Consider the following 20,275-nt stretch of genomic DNA (forward strand, 5'->3'; position numbering starts at 1 on the left):
GCTGCGGATTTCGTGACCCGGGGTTGGCGAGTCGGGCCCTGTGGGCCCGTGCGTGGTCGTAATCTGCGCGATGGGTGTGGGTGAGACAGGGGGCGTCTGCGGTGGGTGTGACCGGGGAGTCCGAGGTGGCGTGCGCGTCGACCGAGGGGCTGGTTCCCGGAATGCGCGCGCCGGTCCCGGCGTTGCCCGCGATCGTGGATCAACTGCCGCCCGGCGGACCCGACTTCGTCGGGCGTACCGACGAACTCGACACCCTCTATACCTGGGTGACCGGACCCGGCGCGGCAATCCCCGCGCAACTCGCGCCGACCGACCCGGAACACCCCGGCACCACCCGCACGGTGTGGTTGCCCCGGGACCGGGTGGTCGCGATCACCGGACCGGTGGGCGTGGGGCGGACCGAGTTCGCGGTACGGCTCGCCCATCGGCTGGCCCCGCACTTCCCCGACGGGCGGCTCTACGCCCGGCTCACCGGGCCGCGCGGTGAACTGATCCCGCCGGGCGACGTGCTGGAATCGATGTTGTACGCGCTCGGCACGGCGAACATCCCCTCCGCGCACGAGGAGCGCATCCGGCTCTTTCGCGAGCACCTGGACGGCAAACGGTTCCTGATCCTGCTTGAGGACGTGACCGGGACGCCGCAGTTGCGGCCGCTGCTGCCGGAGAGCCCGACCGCGCTCGTCGTCGTCACCTCGGTGGCCCCGCTCACCGGCCTGGGGCGGGCGGCGGCGGTGCGCAGTTGTGCGCTGGACATGCTCGACCCGCGCGCCGCGGCCGAACTGCTCGGGAACCTGGCCGGGCACACCCGGGTCGCGTGCGATCCGCGGGCCGCGGACGAGTTGGCCGCGCTGTGCGACCACCACCCGGCGGCGCTGCGGATGGCGGGCGCGTGGTTGCGGGCCCGGCCGCGCTACGCGATGGCCGACGTCGGGCGGCGGTTGCGGGCCGAGCGGTTGCGGCTGCACGAGCAGGCCGGGGACGACCTGGCGGTGCGGGCGTGCTTCTCGCTGATCCATCGTGAACTGGTGCCGTCGGCCGCCCGGCTGTTGCGGCTGCTCGCGCTGGTGCCGGGGCGCGAGTTCGGCGCGGACGCCGCCGCGGCGCTGGCCGACTGCGGGCCGGACGCGGCGACGCGGTCGTTGATCGAACTGCGCGAGCTGCACCTGTTGGAGCAGGGCTCGGTACCGGGCCGCTTCCGCTTCCACGACCTGGTGCGCGGCTATGTACAAGAGCGCCTGGACGCGGAGGAGCGGCCCGGCGAGCGGCGCAACGCCCGGGTGCGGCTGCTCGACCGGTATGTGCGCCTGGCCCGCTCGGCGGAGCGGATCATCATCGGCACGGGCGGTCCGGACCCGGCCGCCGACGTGCGCTTCGACAGCGCCGACGACGCCCGCGCGTGGTTGCGCGACGAGCGGCCCGAACTGCTGGCCGCCGCCCGGGTGGCCGCCGCGGCCGGACTGGACGCGGCGACGCGCCGGCTGGTCTCGGTGCTCACCCGGCTCCTGGACCGCCGCGCGCACTGGAGCGACGTCCGCGAACTGCACGAACTCGCGCTGACCACCGCGCGCCGGGCCGGCTCCGGCCGGCAGGAGGCGGTGGCCCTGCTCAACCTGGGCAACCTGCACGTCGCGCGCGCGGAGCTGGAGGAGGCACTGTCCTGCTACCGCGCGGCGCTGGAGGTCTCCCGCGGACTGGGTGACCCGGCCGGCGAGGGCCGGGCGATGGTCAACCTCGGCAATGCCTACGCCGACCTGGGCGACCTGCAACGGGCCGCCGACTGGTACGACCGGTCGCTGCTGCTGCGCCGCACCATCGGCGACGCGGCCGGCCAGGCGCGGGTGCTCTCCCACCTGGGCCGGCTGCACGCGCGGATGGGCCGCTTCGAACAGTCGGTGCGCGACCACCGGGCGGCGCTCGGGGTGCGTCGGCGAATCGGCGACCCCGCCGACATCGGCCGGGTGCTGGCCGACATCGCCGCCGTGCTGGGCGAGGCGGGTCGGGTGCCGGAGGCGCTGACGGTGTACCGCGACGCGATGGAGGCGTTCCGTGCGGCCGGCGACGAGCGGCTGGAGGCGCTGGCGCTGTTGCAGAGCGCCGAACTGGCGCTCGACTCGGGCGATGCCCGGGACGCTCGATCGCGCCGCCGGCAGGCATTGGCCCTGCTCGTGGACGCGGGCGCGCCCGAGGCCGACGAGGTTCGCCGCTTCCTGGGTGACGAGTAGACCCCTTGTGGGTACTCGCTGCTGTCCAAAGTTTTGGGCGCAACCTACGAAATAGACAAGCGGTCCAGTCCTCACTGCCACTTTGTAAGGTTGGCGGGGGGTTCCAACCGCACTAAGCTAGGGACACCACGAGGTACAGCGTGCTTTCGCATGCTCGGGCTCGCTGGTGCCCAACCCTCTGTCGACAGGACTTGATAGCCGTGAAGGTCGGTATCCCCCGCGAGGTCAAGAACCACGAGTACCGCGTGGCGATCACGCCCGCCGGCGTGCACGAGCTCGTGCGCAACGGTCACGAGGTCTTCATCGAGCACGACGCCGGCGTCGGCTCGTCCATCCCCAACGAGGAGTACGTGGCCGCGGGGGCGACCATCCTCGGTACGGCGGACGAGGTCTGGGCGACCGGCGAGCTGATCCTGAAGGTCAAGGAGCCGATCGCCTCCGAGTTCGGCCGGCTCCGCAAGGACCAGACGCTGTTCACCTACCTGCACCTCGCCGCGGGCAAGGAGTGCACCGAGGCCCTGCTCAACGCCGGGACCACGTCCATCGCCTACGAGACGGTGCAGCTGCCCAACGGCGCGCTGCCGCTGCTCGCGCCGATGTCCGAGGTGGCCGGTCGGCTCGCGCCGCAGGTCGGCTCGTACCACCTGATGGCGCAGGGCGGCGGTCGCGGCACCCTCATGGGTGGCGTCTCCGGCGTCTACGCTGCGAAGGTCGTCGTGATCGGCGCCGGTGTCTCGGGGATGAACGCCGCGGCGATCGCGCTCGGCATGCAGGCCGAGGTGCTGCTGCTCGACCGGAACATCCAGGCGCTGCGCGACGCGGACCGGATCTACCAGGGGCATCTGCAGACGGTCGCGTCGAACACGTACGAGATCGAGAAGGCCGTGCTGGACGCGGACCTGGTCATCGGCGCGGTGCTGATTCCGGGCGCGAAGGCGCCGAAGCTGATCACCAACGAGCTGGTGTCGCGGATGAAGCCGGGCTCGGTGCTGGTCGACATCGCGATCGACCAGGGCGGGTGCTTCGAGGACTCGCACGCCACGACGCACGACGACCCGGTGTACAAGGTGCACAACTCGATCTTCTACTGCGTGGCGAACATGCCGGGTGCGGTGCCGCACACGTCGACCTATGCGCTGACGAATGCGACGCTGCCGTACATCGTGCAGTTGGCGAATCGTGGGTGGCGTGAGGCGGCGAAGGCGGATCGGGCGCTGGCGCTGGGTCTGTCGACGCATGAGGGTCGGCTTACGAACGCGGCTGTGGGCGAGGCGCTGGGGATTGACGCCGTTTCGCTCGAAGAGGTCCTGGGTTCCTGACCCCCTTTCGATTGGCCTCAAGCGCCGGCCGGGCTGGGGTTGGCTTGGCCGGGCTTGAGGGCTGCGGTTTACCTGCTTGGCCTCAAGCGCCGGCCAGGCTGGGTGGCCTCAAGCGCCGGCCGGGCTGAAGTTGGCTTGGCTGGGGCTTGGGGGCTGCGGGTTGCCTGCTTGGCCTCAAGCGCCGGCCGGGCTGAAGTTGGCTGGGCTGGGGCTTGAGGGCTTCGGGTTGGTTGGTTGGTCTCTTGAGGCCGTGCGCATGCCGTACACCCCCAATGACGTGGGTGTGCGGCATGTGGTGTTTTGGGCGTCAGAATGAGGGGCGTGGAGACTGTCGTTGAGGAGTATTTGGGGGATTTGGGGCTTCGGCGTGGGTGGGCCCGCAATACGGTGGGTGCTTATCGGCGGGATCTTGGGCGGTACCTCCTCTATTTGCGTGGGCTTGGGATTGAGGGGTTGGGCGGGGTTCGGGCCGCGGATGTGCGGGGGTTTGGTGGGGCCTTGCGGGATGAGGGGTTGGCGCCGGCTTCCGTGGCGCGGGCGCTTGTGGCTGTGCGCGGGGTTCATGCGTTTGCGGTGAGTGTCGGGTTGGTTGCCGTGGATGTGGCGAGTGGGGTTGCGGCGCCGGATCCGGTGGTTTCGGGGCGGCGGCTCGGGGATGTGCTGTCGGTGGAGGCGGTGGAGGCGTTGTTTGTTGCGGCCTCGGCCGCCTCCGGGGTGTTCGGGCTTCGGGATCGGGCCCTGGTCGAGGTGTTGTACGGGTGCGGGGCTCGGGTGTCGGAGGCGGTGGGGGTGGACCTCGCCGATGTCGATTTGGCGGCCGGGACGATCGGGCTTCGCGGTTCGGGTGGGCGGCGGCGGGTCGTGCCGTTGGGGGCGGGCGCCCTGGCGGCGCTCGATGTGTACTTGACGCGGGCGCGCCCGGAGCTGGCCGCTTCGGGATCCGGTGGCGCCGCCGTTTTTCTCAACGCGCGAGGCGGCCGACTGTCGCGGCAGAGCGGATGGGCCGCGCTTGCCGACGCCGCCGGCCGCAGTGCTCCGGAGCGGGGCATCTCCCCACGTACACTTCGGAGTTCGTTCGCCACACATTTGCTCGACGGTGGGGCCGATGTCCGGGTCGTCCAGGAACTCCTGGGTCATTCCTCGGTGTCCACGACCCGAGTCTACGTGCGCCAAACCCCCGACGAACCACGTCAGATGTACTGAGGATCCCACCCTCGGGCGCTTGACTGGATCACCTCACATGTTGCATGCGTCGGGCGGTTCGCCTTGCTGCGACCGTCCGCAACGCCATAGAGTCGCGATCCGTCGGCAAGGACTCAGGCTGACGAAGCAAGAAATGACCTGGTCGGCAAGGAGGTAAGACGACTTGTGAACGAGTCGACATTTGCTCCCGGGGGTGCCCAGCCAGGGGCGGCGCCGGGCCGTGCAGCGCCGACTACCTCTTCCTACGGGCCCGCCGACGGCCCGCAGGACCAGCAGGGGACGCGCACGGACGCCGCCGTCCAGGCGGGCCACACCGCCCCGGCCGGCCAGGCCGGGCCCGACGGGCTCGATGGCCCGGACGCGCACGAGTACGCCTACGATATGTACTACTACGACGACGAGTTGCGCTACGCCGAGGAACTGCGTGGCGGACCGTTCGACCCCGACGCGGACTACGAACCGGATCCGGAATACGCCGCGACCCTCGCTCCCGACGCCGCCACGCAGCGGCGCGAGCGCGTCGGCCCGACCGGCCGCGCCCTTCCCTACTTCCCGATCCCGGCGCCGGTGAGCGAACACGGGCCGGCGAAGATCATCGCGATGTGCAACCAGAAGGGCGGCGTCGGCAAGACCACGTCGACCATCAACCTGGGTGCCGCGCTGGCGGAATACGGCCGCCGGGTCCTGCTCGTGGACTTCGACCCCCAGGGCGCGCTTTCGGTGGGCCTGGGCGTCAACCCCATGGAGCTCGAACTCACGGTCTACAACCTGCTGATGGAAAGTCATCTCAGCGCGGACGACGTGCTGCTGAAGACGATCATCCCCGGCATGGACCTGTTGCCCAGCAACATCGACTTGTCGGCCGCCGAGGTGCAACTGGTCACCGAGGTCGCCCGGGAGACCACACTCTCGCGCGCGATCCGGCCGCTGGTCAACGACTACGACTACATCATCATCGACTGCCAGCCCTCGCTCGGTCTGCTCACGGTCAACGCGCTCACCGCGGCGAACAGCGTCATCGTGCCGCTGGAATGCGAGTTCTTCGCGCTGCGCGGCGTGGCGCTGCTGACCGAGACGATCGAGAAGGTGCACGAGCGGCTGAACCCCGACCTCGTGCTCGACGGCATCCTGGCGACGATGTACGACGTCCGCACCGTGCACGGCCGCGAGGTCCTGGCCCGGGTCACCGAGGCGTTCGGCGACCAGGTCTTCCACACGGTGATCGGACGCACCGTCAGGTTCCCCGAGACCACCGTCGCGGGCGAACCGATCACCACCTACGCCTCCAACTCGGTGGGCGCCGCCGCCTACCGTCAGCTCGCCAGGGAGGTGCTCGCCCGGTGTCGCGCCGAGTGAGTCTCCCGGGTGCCGACGAGCTGTTCCGCACCACCGGCGGCGCGATGTTGCGACAGCAGCAGAACGCCGGCGGCGACGCGGGAGAGCAGCGCGGCACCGTACCCGCGCAGGCTCCACCGGTCGGGGCCACACCCGACGGCACCGAGCGACACGAGTCGTCCGGTGCGGACGGCGGATCCGGCGAGGCCGAACAGCACGCCGTACAACATCCCGTGCCCGGTCGCCGCGAGGCGCCCACGCCGTCGGGGGCGTCGTCGATGTCCGCCGCCGCCGCGGGGGTCGACCCGAACGCGCGTCCGGCCCATCGGCGCACCCGTGCGCAGCGCCGCCCGAGCGGGCGCGAGCGACACGACGAGAAGATCACCGTCTACGTCTCCGCCGAGGAACTGATGGACCTCGAACACGCGCGGCTGAGCCTGCGCGGCGACTACGGCCTGGCCGTGGACCGCGGGCGGATAGTGCGCGAGGCGGTCGCGGTGGTCCTGGCCGACCTGGAGGCGCGCGGCGAGGCGAGTATCCTCGTCCGCCGGCTGCGTGGCTCTTAAGCGACAAACCCGATTCGAGCGGTTGCCCGCTCGGTGAAGTCTCGACGGACCCGCCGGTCCCCTGAGTGGCCCAATTCGGACCACCGCCCGGCGGGTCCGTGCCGTTTCCCGCAGTCGCGGCCCGCACCATTGAGCGCACGATGTCCGACACCCACGGTTCCGCCCGCCCCCGACGCGCGCTCGGGCGCGGCCCGGGCCGGCCCGCCGCTCCGGTCGGGCCGGACGGGTCGCCGCCGCCGACGTCCGCCGCCGGGGCCGGATCCGAACCCGGCCCCGGCTCCGCCGATCCCGGGGCGGGGCCCGCCCCGGTCCGCGTCCCCGCGCCCGCCCCGCCTCCGCCCGCCGAGGCGCCGGTTCCGGTTCCGGTACCGGACGACGGCACCGGCTTCCGGGTCAGCCTGGACAACTTCGAGGGCCCGTTCGACCTGCTCCTCGGCCTGATCGCCAAGCACAAGCTGGACGTCACCGAGGTGGCGCTGTCCCGGGTCACCGACGAGTTCATCGCGCACATCCGGGCCCAGGGACCGGACTGGGACCTCGGCCAGGCCACCGAGTTCCTGCTGGTCGCGGCCACCCTGCTCGACCTCAAGACGGCCCGGCTGCTGCCCGCCGCCGAGGTCGAGGACGCGGAGGACCTGGCCCTGCTCGAAGCCCGGGACATCCTGTTCGCCCGGCTGCTCCAATACCGGGCGTACAAGCAGATCGCCGGCATCCTGGCGGACCGGTGGGCCGAGGAGTCCCGCCGGTATCCGCGCGACGTGCCGCTGGAACCGCGCTACCAGGGGCTGCTGCCGGAGGTGGTGATCACCACGGATCTGGAGCGGTTCGCGCGGATGGCGGCCAAGGCGATGACGCCGAAGGCGCCGAAGGTGGTGTCCATCGAGCACATCCACGCACAGCGGGTGAGCGTGCGCGAGCAGGCGGCGATAGTGGTCGAGCGGCTGCGCCGGATGGGCAGCGCGACCTTCGCCGAACTGGCCGCGGACGCGCCGGACACGCTGCACGTGGTGGCCCGGTTCCTGGTCCTGCTCGAACTCTTCCGCGAGTTGGCCGTGGGGTTCGACCAGGTCGAGGCGCTGGGGGAGCTGACCGTGAAGTGGATCGCGGGCGCCGGCGAGGATGTGGCGGTGAGCGCGGAGTTCGACGAATTCGACACCGTGGTGCGGGACGCGGACGAGGAGGAGGGCACGTGAACGACGACGGCCACCGGTGCGAACCGGGACTCGAAGCCGGGGGTGAACCCTTGGTCGGCTCCCGGGTCGGACCCGGAGTGGAACCCGAGGCCGCCCCCGAGCACGACCCGCCGCCGGCACCCGTCGAGGCCGCGGTGCCCGCTCCCCGGGCCGCGCGCGCCAAGACCCCGCCCCCCACCCTCCCGGTGTCCGACAGTCCGCTCCCGGCGGCCCTGGAGGCAGTCCTGATGGTGGTCCAGGAGCCGGTGTCCGAACACCTGCTCGCCGAGGTGCTGGAACACCCCCTGCCCGAGGTGGTCGCCACGCTGCGCACACTGGCCCTGGAGTACACCGCCCAGGGGCGCGGCTTCGACCTGCGCGAGGTGGCCGGCGGCTGGCGCTTCTACAGCCGTCCCGAGCACGCCGCCGCGGTCGAGCGCTTCGTCCTGGACGGGCAGCAGTCCCGGCTCACCCAGGCCGCGCTGGAGACGCTGGCCGTGGTCGCCTACCGCCAGCCGGTCAGCCGCGGCCGGATCGCCGCGGTGCGCGGGGTCAATTGCGACGGGGTGATGCGCACGCTGCTGGCGCGCGGGCTGGTCGAGGAGTACGGGGTCGAGTACGAGACCCAGGCCACGCTGTACCGCACCACCGAATACTTTCTGGAGCGGATGGGCCTGCGGTCGCTGGACGAGTTGCCGGAATTGGCCCCCTTCCTGCCCGAGATCGAGGCCCTGGAGGCCGAGGGCGGGGCCAGTCCGGAGCTGCTGCCGACCCGCGCGGCGTACCCGCTTGCGCGGAGCGGGGATACTGGGAGGGATACCGGGGCGGTGCACACCGATCCCGACGACGGCGAGACGACTACGGAAGATTGATGGCACCCACCAACAGGCAAGGCTCCGGCGGCAACGACCGAGGCAAGGAACGCTCGGTGAACAAGCGCGGGGGCACCGGGCGCGGCAGCAACACTCCGCAGCCCCGGCGGGTCGCCGACGACAACCGTCGCGGCGGCGCGGGTGGGCAGCCGAAGTCGGGCGCCGCGGGCGGCAAGGACCGCCGTCCCTCGGCGAGCACCGGTCGCCCCGACCGCCGGCCCACCACGATGCGCAACACCGAGCGCAACGAGCGGGAGAAGCAGGAGGGCGTGCGGCTGCAGAAGGTGATGGCCGACGCGGGCATCGGCAGCCGCCGGCACTGCGAGAACCTGATCGACGCGGGCCGGGTCCAGGTCAACGACGAGCGGGTCACCGAGCAGGGCATGCGCGTCGACCCGGACACGGTGGAGATCAAGGTCGACGGGATGCGCATCCCGACCCGCCCCGCCGAGACCTACATCGCGTTCAACAAGCCGACCGGCGTGGTCTCCACCATGTACGACCCGGACGGCCGGTTCACCCTCGCCGACTACATCACCGAGTTCGAGCAGCGCCTGTTCCACGTCGGCCGGCTGGACACCGAGACCGAGGGCCTGATCCTGCTCACCAACCACGGCGAGCTGTCCAACCGGCTCACCCACCCCCGCTACGAGGTGCGCAAGACCTACCTCGCCTCGATCCAGGGCCCGATCCCGCGCGACCTGGGCAAGCGGCTCAAGGACGGGGTCGAACTGGAGGACGGCGTCGCGCGCGCCGACAGCTTCCGGATCGTGGACAGCGTCGGCAACAACTACCTCGTCGAGGTGGTCCTGCACGAGGGCCGCAAGCACATCGTCCGGCGCATGCTGGCCGAACTGGGCTTCCCCGTCGAGCGCCTGGTGCGCACGCAGTTCGGCCCGATCCAGCTCGGCGACCAAAAGCCCGGCCGCACCCGCCGGTTGTCCAACGACGAGATCGGGCTGTTGTTCCGCCAGGTCGACCTGTAGCAGGCGCCATCGGCACGGGCAGCCAACTGTCCTGACGGCCGCGGCAGTTCCACTTCCGGGTGGAACCGCTGCGGCCGTTGTTCGTATCTGGCCGATTCGGTTCCGCCGGACGGTGGGATGGTGCATCGTGGAAGCCCGCACGGGGGTCTGGCGAGTCTCCGAAGACACGCGCTGGGGATGGTGGCCGATAACGGTTCGGAACCGGGCGTGTTCCAGTGATCGCGAACGGTGCCCGCGACCCCCCGCACAGCTGCTAGAACGTTGCCGAACACCCGAGGTGTGCCCCGCGCACGGCGGGGCCGACAGCAGGGGGGACGCCACAGTGGTGCTGCCTGTCCGCCGGGGAGCGCCGCGGCCGGCGCCCTCCACACGGCGTTCACGACGGTCGGCCGGAGCGATCGTGCTCGGCGCGCTCGCCCTCGCGCTCCTGCCCGGGGCCGCCCGCGCCGCCGACCCGCCGGGGGGAGATCCCAACCTCAAGGTCGCGCCGATCTCCTACGTGGTCCTGGTCGACGAGTCCGGCAGTCTCAAGGGCCCCGACCTCGATCGGGAGAAGGACGCCGCCGGCCTCGCCGCGATCGGCGAACTCTCGCCCGACTCCCGGGTGGGCATGGTCGGCTTCGGCAGCGGCGCCGGATCCAAGCCCGCGGTGGACGTGGTCTGCCCGATGATCCCGGTGTCCGACCCGGCCGCGGCCGGGTGCGCCGGCAAACTGCGCCCGCGCACCGACCAGGAGGGCAACAACACCGACATCCCGGCCGCGATCAAGCAGGGCGTGAGCATGCTCCGCTCCGCGCCGGCCGGGCAGCCCAAGGTCTTGTTCATCACCACCGACGGCGCGATGTCCGTGCAGCCGAACGAGGGCTACGGCGCCGACGCCGCGCGGATCCCGGGCGAGTTGGACAAGGCGCTGACCAGTGCGCTGGCCGAGGCCAAGGCGGCGGGCGTACAGATCTGGCCACTGGGCTTCGGCGCCGGGATCGACACCGCGCAGCTGAACCGGATCGCGGGCGGCGGGGCGCCGTCGTTCTGCTCGGCCCGTCCCGAGGACGCGCCGAAGGCATCGGTGATCAAGGACTCGGGCGAGGTCGTCCAGACGCTGCGCAAGGCGTTCGGCAGCGCGCGCTGCGCCGGGGTGACCCAGACCGCCTCGACCGACGTCGACGGCGAGGCCGACCTGGAGGTGACGATCCCCGCGATCGCCACCGACGTGGTCATCCAGGTGCAGAAGGCCAACCCGGACATCGACGCGACCTTCTTCGACCCCGACGGCAAGCAGGTCGACGCCGCGCCCGGCACCGAGCGGCGCGGACAGGGTTCGCGGACCGAGACGTTGCGGGTGTCCGACCCGATCGCCGGCAAGTGGCGGATCCACCTCAAGGCGCGCGCCGGCGCGTCCGGGCCGGTCAGCGCGGCGGCGTTGTGGCAGGGCGTGGTCAAGTCCTACGTGCAACTCAACCCGCCGCAGCCGAGCGTGGGCGAGTCGGTCCGGTTCAGCGTCTTCCTCCAGACCCGGGAGAAGAACCTCACCGATCCCGCCGCGCTCAAGGGCGTGACGGTGGCCGGGCACGTCGAGGGGGCCGGCCTCAAGGCCGACATCCCGCTCAAGGCCGGTGACAAGGGCGAGTTCTACAGCGACTACCGCATCCCCGGCGGCACCACCGGCGATGTGCGCTTCACCGGCACCATCACCGCGCCCGGTGTGACCGGCGCCCAGGAGGTCAAGACGGTCACCCTGGGCCAGGGCCCGGCGGCCGTGGGCGTCGAACTCAAATGGGGCGACACCACCATCGAACCCGGCGGCAGCGTCGCCGGCACCGTGCAGTGGAAGGTCACCGACGGCAAGCCGCACACCCTGCGGGTGGTCGCCGACTTCCCGCCGAAGGTCGGCATGCGGATCACCGGCGGCGAGCAGCGGGTGAGCGCCGGCTCCGATTCGTTCGGCTTCAAGCTGACCTTCGGCGACAACATCGCCAAGGGCGACCACACCGGCCGGGTCCGGGTGGTGGACACCAGTGACGGCGACAAGGTGCTCGCCGACACCACGCGCACCATCACGGTCGAGCCGCCGCCCGGCTTTTGGGACCGGTATCTGTGGTTGGTGATCGGAGCCGTCGTGCTGATCGCGCTGCTGCTCGGCCTGCTCGGCTACCTCGCCAAGCGGCGCGGGCGGGCCCGGCGGATCGGGCCGATCGTGCTGCGCCTGTACCGCGACGGGCAGCAGATCGGGGTGGAGACCCGGCCGCTGGACGAGCGCGCCGAGGCGATGTGGTTCAAGCTCGACACCACCGCCTTCCCGCCGCAGTTGATCCCGCTGTACCAGCACGAACCCGGAACCGCGTGGACCGTGCGGCGGACCGCCGCGACCGGCACCCTGGACGTGGAGACCCCGCTCGGCACACGTCTGCAGTTGGACATGGGCCGCCCCACCGAGATCGAACCCGGACTGGCGCTCGGCTTCGCCGACGAGCGGGTGCAGGCCGGGCCGGCCGACGGGGCGGGCGGTCCCGCCGATCCGTACGGCGGCGGCGGGGGGTCCGCCGATCCCTACGGCGGCTACGGCTCGGCCGCGCCCACGGCCGCGCCGCCGCGACCGTACGGCGGCGAGGGGGCCTACGGCGCGGAACGGCCGTACAACCCCTACGGCCCGTACGGTTCGGGACCGGCCGCGGAGCCCGGCTCGGGTCCCGGGGCGAACCCGGGCCCCGACGACACCACGTTCGGCTACGGACCACCGCGTTAGTCCCCGGCGCGGGGTCGAAGGCACCTGAACTCGCACGTCACGCACTTTTCGAGGAGGGCCCGTGGCAGCGCAAGGCCGCAGGGGCATGTCCATCCACCAGTCGATGCTGTTCGTGGGCCTGGGCGGTACCGGATGTCTGATCGGAGCCGAACTCGAGCGACGGCTGCGTGAGGAGTTGTGCGGCGCGGACGGTACGGGGCTGATGCAGCGGCTCGGTGGCCAACTCGCCCCGTACCAACTGCCCAACTGCATCCAGTTCGTCTACGCCGACCTGAACGAGAACGAGTTGCAGCGGCAGCGGTTGCGCGCCGCGCCGCCCGCCCATCGGGCCGCCGCCGACCGCAACGCGCACCTGACCACTCAGCTGGTGCCGCCGCTGAACACCTATCCGGAGGTGGCCCGTTCGCTGCGGATCAACGCGGCGGAGGAGACCATCCCCTGGTTGCCCGCCCGCGAGGGCGAGCCCCGGGTGACCCCCCTGCGGCGCGGCGCCGGGCAGTTGCCCACCGTCGGGCGCGCCGCCCTGTTCGAGACCTTCCGGCACGGACTCGCCCCCGCGATGGACCCGTTGCGCCGTGCGGTCGGACTGATCAGCAACGGCAACGACCACCTGATGGCGCTCAGCGGCAGTCAGAACAACCGCAACACCTGCGACGTGTTCGTCGCCTTCTCCATCGCCGGCGGCACCGGGTGCGGGATCTTCTACGACTACCTGCACCTGATCGGCGAGGCGTTCTCGCAGGGCTACGACGGGATCAAGATCTACCCGCTGGTGCTGATGCCGTCCGCGTTCGACGAGGAGCGCGGGGGCGGCCGGCCCGCCGTGCTCAACGCCGGACGTGCGCTGCTCGACCTGTTCCAGCTCGTCGACGACCAGAACGGGCAGTACGCGCAGGAGGAGTTGGACACCGGCCTGGGCGCGCCGGCGGGCAACCTCGCGGTGCGCTACCCCGGTCTGGAGTCGACCCGGCTCAAGGCCGGCACCGTACAGACGGGCTTCCTGTTCAGCCGCACCAGCGGCATCGAGCGCGAGGACCTGCACCGCTCGGTGGTCTCGCTGGTGATGTCGCTGATCGGGACCGGACTCAACGCCGGCGGGCCGGAGTTGGAGAACGCGGTCGTCCAGGGCGACCTGTACCAGTCGTTCGCGGACAGCTTCATCAACGAGGGTGTGCGGCGCGAGGTGCCCGCGCCCAGCGGGATCGGCGCCTGCGGGGTCTCCACCAGCCTGGTCGCGTCGATGACCGTGCCGGTGGACGAACTCGCCGACATCGTGGCCGGTCGCCTCCTCGCCCAGGCGGTGCGCGATCTGACCTCGGACGTGCGGGTGTCCGCCGAGGCCAACCTGGAGCAGATCAAGTCGTTCATGTCGGTGGCGGGCCTGAGCGAACTGTGGTTGTGCGCACCGCCGCACGTCGCCGACCCCGCGCCGGCCAAGGGCGCCGCGGGCATCATGCAGGCGCTCAACGCCCGAACCCGGGCGATGGAACAGGCGTTGCGTCAGCAGGAGGCGCAACTGCGCACGCATACCGCGCAGTTGGCCGAAGAGTTCAACCACGCCCGCGGAATCCGTCAACTCCTGGCCGAAGGCGACCTGTTCCGCGCCCGCCGGGTGCTCTTCGGCGACCGGCGGCTCTACCACGACGCGGATCGGCCCGGGGTCGCCGGTCTGCTCGCGCACTGCAGTACCGAGCCCACCCCACCGCCCGGGATCACCGTCAACGCGCCGCACATACCGGCGATCAAGGACCGCGCGGGCGGGGTGGTCAAGGCCAAATGGGGCGACCCCGAGGTGCAGCGCGCGCTGGCCGCCCAGCAGCGCTGGTTCGAGTGGCGCTCGCGCCGCAACTGGCATGCCCAGTGGGGCGCCCAGGCCGAGGTGTGGGACCGCAAGATGGTCTACCTGCGGCATGTCGTGGACGGTCTCGCCCAGGCGTTCAACGACCACCGCGACACCGAGGAGGCCAACTTCTCCCGGGCCACCCGCGAGTTGTACCGACAGCGCTCCGGCGTGTCCTACCTGCTGCCGCCGCAGGGCAACCTGGAGTCGTTCTACCGCCAGGTGTTGCGCCGCTTCGTGGACCGCGAACGGCTGCCCGAGACGTCCGGCGCCGCGCAGATCGTCGGCAAGCTCCTCGGCACGGGCATCTGGCAACGCGCCTACGAGATGGGCGAGGAGCGCGAGGGCGGCCCGGCCGCGGTCACCTACGTGCGCGACCAGATCAAGCAGCAGGTCAAGACCCTGTTCGTACAGGCCGGCGAGCTGAACGCGCAGCCGCTGCTGCCGCCGGTGCGCGACCTGCTCACCCGCGCCGCCACCAAGCGCGGCGCCTCGGTGGGCGAGGAGGACCTGGAACAGTTCGTGCAAAAGCTCGCGGGCATGTTGCCCAACGGCTTCTCGCCCGAGGGCAGCGGCGAACTCAAGGTGCTGATCGCGCACCCCGGCACCGCGCACGACGCGGACGTGCGGCAATACCTGGAACGGATGCTCAACATCCCCAACGAGCCGTCCCGCAAGATCGAGTTCCGCGCGGTCGAGCAGGAGTCGATCGTGGTGGTGCTCTTCCGCAGCGCGATGAGCCTGACCGAGGTGCCCGAGGTGCGCCAGGTGCTCGCGCAGTGGTCGCGCTCGCTGGACCGGCAGGACCCGGTCGACTTCCTCAAGTGGCGGCAGCGGCTCGGCTTCACCTACGACTGGCTGGCCACGACCGAGGGCCACCGGGCCTACATCCTGCACCGGCTGTTGTGCGCGATGTGGAACGGCCAGGTCGAGGTGGCGCGCGGGGACCGGTCCTCGCCCGAGGTGGTCGACATCCGGCTGCCGCACGGGTCGACGGTGATGAAGCTGCCGCTGCGCCCGTTCGACCGGGCCTCCTCGTGGGGCAGCCTGCTGCGCGCCTACGAGGAGTGGACGCTGACCGACGACGCCTCGGTACGGCGGGAGTTCGCCAAGCAGCTGATGCTCACCTACCCCGAGGGGCTGGGCTCGCGGGTACGCGAACCGGCGCCGCTGTACCGGCACTTCGTGCACGAGGTGGCCCCGCGCCAGGTCCGCACGTTGCACGAGCTGCGCAATCGGCTGCCCGAGCGCAGCCGGGGCTGGGCGGAGGAGTTGTTGCGGTTGTGGGAGGTCACCCTGCCCGCCGCGCTCGACCTGTCGTTCTCGCACCAGGGGGCGAACCGGGACTCGTTGCGCGAGCTGGAGTATCGGGACGAGGAGGACGGGGGCTACCCGGGCGCGGGGTACGACGACGCGCGTGGGGACGGGTGGGATCGCGCGGCGGACGAGCGCGGCCGGGAGCGGGACCGCCGGCGGGACGAGCGCGACGACGCGTGGGTCCGGGAGGCGGACGAGCGGGCTCGGGAGCGCAAACGCGAACGGGACCGGGACCGGGACCGGGACCGGGACGAGCGTGGTGCGGAGTGGGAGCGCCGCGGGCCCGAGCGGGTGCGGGACGAGCGGGATTCGTGGGACGAGCGGAACGTGCGGGATGTGCGGGAGGGGCGCGGCCTCCGGGATCGGCGGGACCGGCGGGACGAGCCCGATGCGCGGGACGTGCGTGATATGGGTCCTCGTGACGAGCGCGATCCGCGCGATGTTCGGGACGTGCGCGAGGCACGCGAGGTGCGGGACGAGCGGGACCGGGTGCGCGAGGACCGGGAGCGGGAGCGGCGCGAGGCGCGTCGGCCCAGGGAGGATCGTGCGGACCTGCGGGAGCAGGAGCGCGAGCGGCGGCCCCTTCGGGAGCCGGGTGGGCCGGTGTTCGAGAAGGAGGACCGGGAGCGGCGGGACGTACCGGAGCCGCGCGGCCGGGACGCGTGGCGCGATGTGGACTTGCCCGAGGTGACCCGACCGAGCCTTGACAAGCCGGCGCCGCGGCACGACGACCGGGACGACCGCGATGCCTCGGAGCGCCGCGGGCGGACCGAGCGGGACGAACCCTACGACCCGTATCCGCCGGCGCTGCCGCGCGCCGATCGGGACGCGCGCGGAGTCCGGGACGCGTACGACCCGCACGCCGCGCGGGATCCGTACGACCCGCACGACCGGCCCGGCCCGGACGAGCCGGATCCGGACACGATCCGCCTCGACGGCCTCGACCGCACCCGGCGGCTCGACCCGCCCGAGGACCACGACGAGCGCGAACTGCCCGGGGGTGGCTGGTGACCGACACCGCCGTTCCGGGCGCGGGCGTCCCGCGCCCGCTGGTGATCGTGGTCGACCTGCGCACCGAGTACGACACGGTGATGGCGGCGCGGACCTTCGCCGACGTGCAGACCGCCTACGCGCGCACCCGGGTGCCCGCCGGGACCCGCAACGTGGACGCCGACCGGGTGCTGGTGCTCGACTCCGTCGACGAGTTGACGGCACACCGGCACGCGTACGAGCGGATCTTCGCCGGCATGTACAGCAAGGTCGTGTGCGTCGCGGTCGGCGCGCCCGTGGACGGCTCGATCGTGCTGCGCCGGCCCGGCCAGCTCGCCGGCAGCGACGCGGCCACGCTGTGGGTCGGCGACGTCCGGGGCACCGAGTGGGCGCCGGGGCGGGCACCCGGCGTGGTGCTCACCCCCGACGACGCGGACGCGCTCGCCCCGCTGGTCGACGTGCTGAGCCAGCCCGAGGTGTTCGACCAGGTGCTCGCCGGGGTGACCGAGATGCCCCGCTCGATCGCCGCCCCCGGGATGAACGTGTTCGTGCACCGGATCCGGGACGACGCGGTACGGCGGGCCCGGATCCGCGCCGTGCAGCGGCTGGCCGGCGCCGAGGGCGGGGTCGACGAACCCTGGCCGGAGCCGCTGGCGGCGCTGGCCGACGAGCAGGGCGCCGGGTTGGTCACCACCACCGGCGGGGTGCGCGAGTGTGTGCGTCCGGACGGTGCGCTCGGGGTGCGGTGGGCGCATGCCGAGCAGGGGTTCAAGCGGGCCCAGCAGCGGCTGACCGTGCTGGCCGCGCCGGTCGCGCTCTATGGCTCGGCCGGGCGCGGCGGGCGCTCGATCGACGGCGAGATCGCCGACGCGGCGACCGTGCTGCGCGACTACCGGGACCTGGTCCGGCAGACCGTGGGCCGGGGCGCGGCCGGATTCGACGCGGACGGGCGGGCCTGGCTGGACCAGGTCGGCGTGGTGATCCCGGAGCCGCCCGGGCTCGGCGCGAACTCGGTGGCCGCGGCTCTGTACACCCGTACCGCCGCCGCGTTCGACCGCCCCGAGGGGCTGCGCGGGCTGGCCGAACGGCTGCGCGAACTCGCCGACCGGATCACCCCCGGGGCGGGCGCCGCCCGGGCCCACGAGGTGGACCAGAGCTGCTCGGACGGCTTTTTGACCCGCTACCTGCGCCCGGCCGCGTTTCCGCTCGGCCCGGCCCATGTCGGCATCGTCGGCGGCCTGCTGCTCGGCGCGTTCCTGACCTCCCTGTGGCCCGCCTTCGGCGTGGTCGGCGCGGGGCTCGCGGTGGTGCTCGCGCTGCTCGGGTCGATCCTGATCACCGCCCGGCGCCCGGACCGCGAGGGCCGGGCCGTGCTGCCGCCCGAGGCGCTGCCGATGATCCTCGTCACCGGCCTGGTGGCGCTGGTCGGCGCGGTCTGCGGGGTGCTCGCGGGGCGGGCGTGGGATCCGCCGACCGGCGTCGGGCCGCTCGCCGTGGTGCTCGGCCTGGGCGTACTGCTCGTGCTGCCCGGCCTGGACTGGCGGTTGCGGGTACGGCGCTGGGAGCGCGTGCTCGGCCTGGGCGCGGCCACTCGCGCGCTGCACGGGCTGCACGCGTTGCTCGTGCGCACCGTGTGGAACGACTGGGCGCTGGCCGGTCCGCGCCGCGAGGCGGTGGACCGGGCCACCGTGCTGGCCGCGTTGCTGGAGGAGAGCGCCACGCTTTTGACCGACGACGCGGCCGCGCTGGAGCGGCAGTTCGCCGGCGAGCCGGCCGGACCGGATCCGGCCGCGGAGAACTTCGGCACCGGTGGCCACACGATGCCGGGCTTCCCTCCCGCACCGTCGTATCCCGGCGGGGGAAACGTCGGCACCGGCGGCTACCCGCCGTCGGGTCGTCCGGTATCGCCGTATCCCGGCGCGGAGTCGTTCGGCACCGGCGGCCATCCGACGCCCGGCCGGCCCGCGCCGCCGTCGGGACCGCCGCCGGGCGCGGGCGGGGCGAGCCTGTACGACACCGTCCTCGGCGACCTCGTGGACGCGCTGCACGCCGCGTTCGAGCCGCTGTGGCCGCTCCTGGAGCGGGACCCGGCGGAGGCATCCCGGCGCGGCGCGGCGCCCGAACTGCGGCCCGTGCTGCGCGCGTACACCGACCACCTCGCGCACAACGGAGTGCAGGCCGCGCCGTCGTTCGGCCGGCAGGGCCAGGACCGCCCGCACGTCGGCGAGGCGGTCGGCGGCGACGCGGACCGCATCGCCGAACTGCTCGGGCAGCCCGCGGCGCACTCGATGTTGCAACTGTGCGCGAGCGATCAGCTGGTCCTGCTCGACCACGCGCCGACGCACACCGTCAGCGTGCGCTTCGCCCCGCGCGGAGTGCGTCCCGCCGTGCGCGAGGCGTTGCGCGAGCGCCGCACCGGGCACGCGATCGAGCACGAACTGGTGTGGACCGGCGGCGGCCGGATGGCCGGTGTGCTGCGCCTGCTGCCGCTGCTGCCCGGCTCGGTGGACGACGCGCGGATCTGGGAGGAGAGCGCCGGCGGCGCCGACCGACCCGGTGCGGGTGACGACCGGTACGACGGCGGATGGGCGCCGTGAGCGGCGGGACGGGGCAGGCGGGCGAGCCGTCGGGCGAGGGCAAGCTCGGCTACACCGACCCCGAGGGCTATTCGGTGGAGCGCCGGGTCGAGTTCGGCCCGGACCGGCCGGCCCCGCCCGGGCAGCCGTTTCGGATCCGCGACGTGCGCGACGTGGAGGACGGCAGCGTCTTCGTGCAGAAGCGGCTCGGGCGGCTGGACCCGCGGCGCCGGGTGGGCGCCGAGGCGAGCCTGGAGACCGAGATCCGGGTGCTGCTGCGGCTGGTGCGCACCTTCGGCGGCGCCGGGTATCCGCGCGAGCTGGTCCGGGTGGCCGGACACGACTTCGACGGGGTCGAGCCCTTCCTGCTCCTGGAGGCGAGCCCCTGCCCGCCCGCCGAGGACGTGGTGGGCAAACTGCTCAGCGAGGAGCAGGACGCGTTCCGCCGGGCGATCTTCCGTACCGTGCGCTACCTCGAGTCGGCCGGCGTCGTGCACGGTGACCTGACCCCGAGCAGCGTGCGCTGGCAGCGTGAGCAGCGCCGGCTCCAGGTAATCGACTTCGGGCACGCGGCGTTGGCCGGCGAGCCGCGCAGCAGCCTGGGCACCGCGATGTGGGCCGCGCCGGGGCCGCTGCGCGGGCCCGGGCCGGCCGATCCGCGCGACGACGTCTGGTCGGCCGCGCAGGTCGCCTACCACGTCACCACCGGACGCCCGATCCGCCAGGGCCGTGTCCCGGTCGGTGTGGAGACCCAGGGGCTGCTGCTCGACCTGTTCCAGGGCGTGTTCGAGGCGGAGGCGGTGCGCCGCCCGGGCGCCGCCGAACTGCTGCGCCGACTCGGCGAACCGGACCCGTACGTGGCGGGCCACGCCCAGTACGACCCGCTCGCCGAGGGGCGGCGCGGCTACGAGGCGGCGATGGAGCGCAAACGGCAGCGCATGCCGCTGCCCGGCCAACCGCGGCCGGCGCACCGGGCGGGCACCCCGGACCGACCCCCGCCCGTGCTGCCGCCCAGGCCCCCGGAGCCACCGGGCAGGTCCGCCGAGCCGCCGAGGACCGGCCGGTTTCGGCTCTTCGGGAAGGACCGGATGGGGTGAACGCCACGGGCCGGGTCGAACCGGGCGCATCGGATGA

Annotated in this window: 12 protein-coding genes; all 12 read left to right on the top strand. The window is 72.7% G+C overall.

Annotated elements, in window-relative coordinates; all coding sequences use genetic code 11:
* Positions 1-101 precede the first annotated feature (101 nt).
* The 12 genes from ACH4XV_RS00235 to ACH4XV_RS00290 all read left to right on the top strand — a co-directional run bounded on the left by ACH4XV_RS00235 (position 102) and on the right by ACH4XV_RS00290 (position 20,238).
* The gene (locus tag ACH4XV_RS00235) at positions 102-2,222 is read left to right on the top strand and encodes a tetratricopeptide repeat protein (RefSeq protein ID WP_395785612.1); all 2,121 of its coding nucleotides are present in this window, start codon (positions 102-104) and stop codon (positions 2,220-2,222) included.
* A gap of 200 nt (positions 2,223-2,422) precedes the next feature.
* Positions 2,423-3,541: an alanine dehydrogenase gene (ald, locus tag ACH4XV_RS00240; RefSeq protein ID WP_078977799.1), complete on the top strand. Its 1,119-nt coding sequence runs from the start codon at positions 2,423-2,425 to the stop codon at positions 3,539-3,541.
* Between the two features lie 312 nt (positions 3,542-3,853).
* The gene (locus ACH4XV_RS00245) at positions 3,854-4,744 is read left to right on the top strand and encodes a tyrosine-type recombinase/integrase (RefSeq protein ID WP_395785614.1); all 891 of its coding nucleotides are present in this window, start codon (positions 3,854-3,856) and stop codon (positions 4,742-4,744) included.
* A gap of 381 nt (positions 4,745-5,125) precedes the next feature.
* On the top strand, positions 5,126-6,100 hold the full coding sequence (locus tag ACH4XV_RS00250; RefSeq protein WP_020555592.1) for a ParA family protein: 975 nt from the start codon (positions 5,126-5,128) through the stop codon (positions 6,098-6,100).
* Positions 6,085-6,645, top strand: coding sequence for a hypothetical protein (locus ACH4XV_RS00255; protein WP_395785616.1), 561 nt, complete (start codon positions 6,085-6,087; stop codon positions 6,643-6,645). Before ACH4XV_RS00250 ends, ACH4XV_RS00255 begins: the two co-directional genes overlap by 16 nt.
* Positions 6,646-6,785: 140 nt before the next feature.
* Complete coding sequence (locus tag ACH4XV_RS00260; RefSeq protein WP_395785618.1) at positions 6,786-7,838, top strand: segregation and condensation protein A; 1,053 nt, start codon at positions 6,786-6,788, stop codon at positions 7,836-7,838.
* A gap of 227 nt (positions 7,839-8,065) precedes the next feature.
* A complete protein-coding gene (gene scpB, locus ACH4XV_RS00265) occupies positions 8,066-8,689 on the top strand; it encodes an SMC-Scp complex subunit ScpB (protein ID WP_395787027.1) in 624 nt (207 codons plus the stop codon).
* Positions 8,689-9,675 carry a pseudouridine synthase gene (locus tag ACH4XV_RS00270; RefSeq protein WP_380008482.1) on the top strand — a complete coding sequence of 329 codons (987 nt, stop codon included), beginning with the start codon at positions 8,689-8,691 and terminating at the stop codon, positions 9,673-9,675. The genes scpB and ACH4XV_RS00270 overlap by 1 nt, the downstream gene beginning before the upstream one ends.
* 400 nt (positions 9,676-10,075) lie before the next feature.
* Positions 10,076-12,418: a VWA domain-containing protein gene (locus tag ACH4XV_RS00275; RefSeq protein WP_395785620.1), complete on the top strand. Its 2,343-nt coding sequence runs from the start codon at positions 10,076-10,078 to the stop codon at positions 12,416-12,418.
* Between the two features lie 61 nt (positions 12,419-12,479).
* Complete coding sequence (locus ACH4XV_RS00280; RefSeq protein ID WP_395785622.1) at positions 12,480-16,586, top strand: tubulin-like doman-containing protein; 4,107 nt, start codon at positions 12,480-12,482, stop codon at positions 16,584-16,586.
* Positions 16,583-19,162 (top strand): hypothetical protein, encoded by a 2,580-nt coding sequence (locus tag ACH4XV_RS00285; protein WP_395785624.1) that lies wholly within the window; start codon positions 16,583-16,585, stop codon positions 19,160-19,162. The genes ACH4XV_RS00280 and ACH4XV_RS00285 overlap by 4 nt, the downstream gene beginning before the upstream one ends.
* A complete protein-coding gene (locus tag ACH4XV_RS00290) occupies positions 19,159-20,238 on the top strand; it encodes a hypothetical protein (protein WP_395785626.1) in 1,080 nt (359 codons plus the stop codon). Before ACH4XV_RS00285 ends, ACH4XV_RS00290 begins: the two co-directional genes overlap by 4 nt.
* Positions 20,239-20,275 lie beyond the last annotated feature (37 nt).

Origin of the sequence: Embleya sp. NPDC020630, from assembly GCF_044334985.1 — a bacterium.
Classification (GTDB): domain Bacteria; phylum Actinomycetota; class Actinomycetes; order Streptomycetales; family Streptomycetaceae; genus Embleya.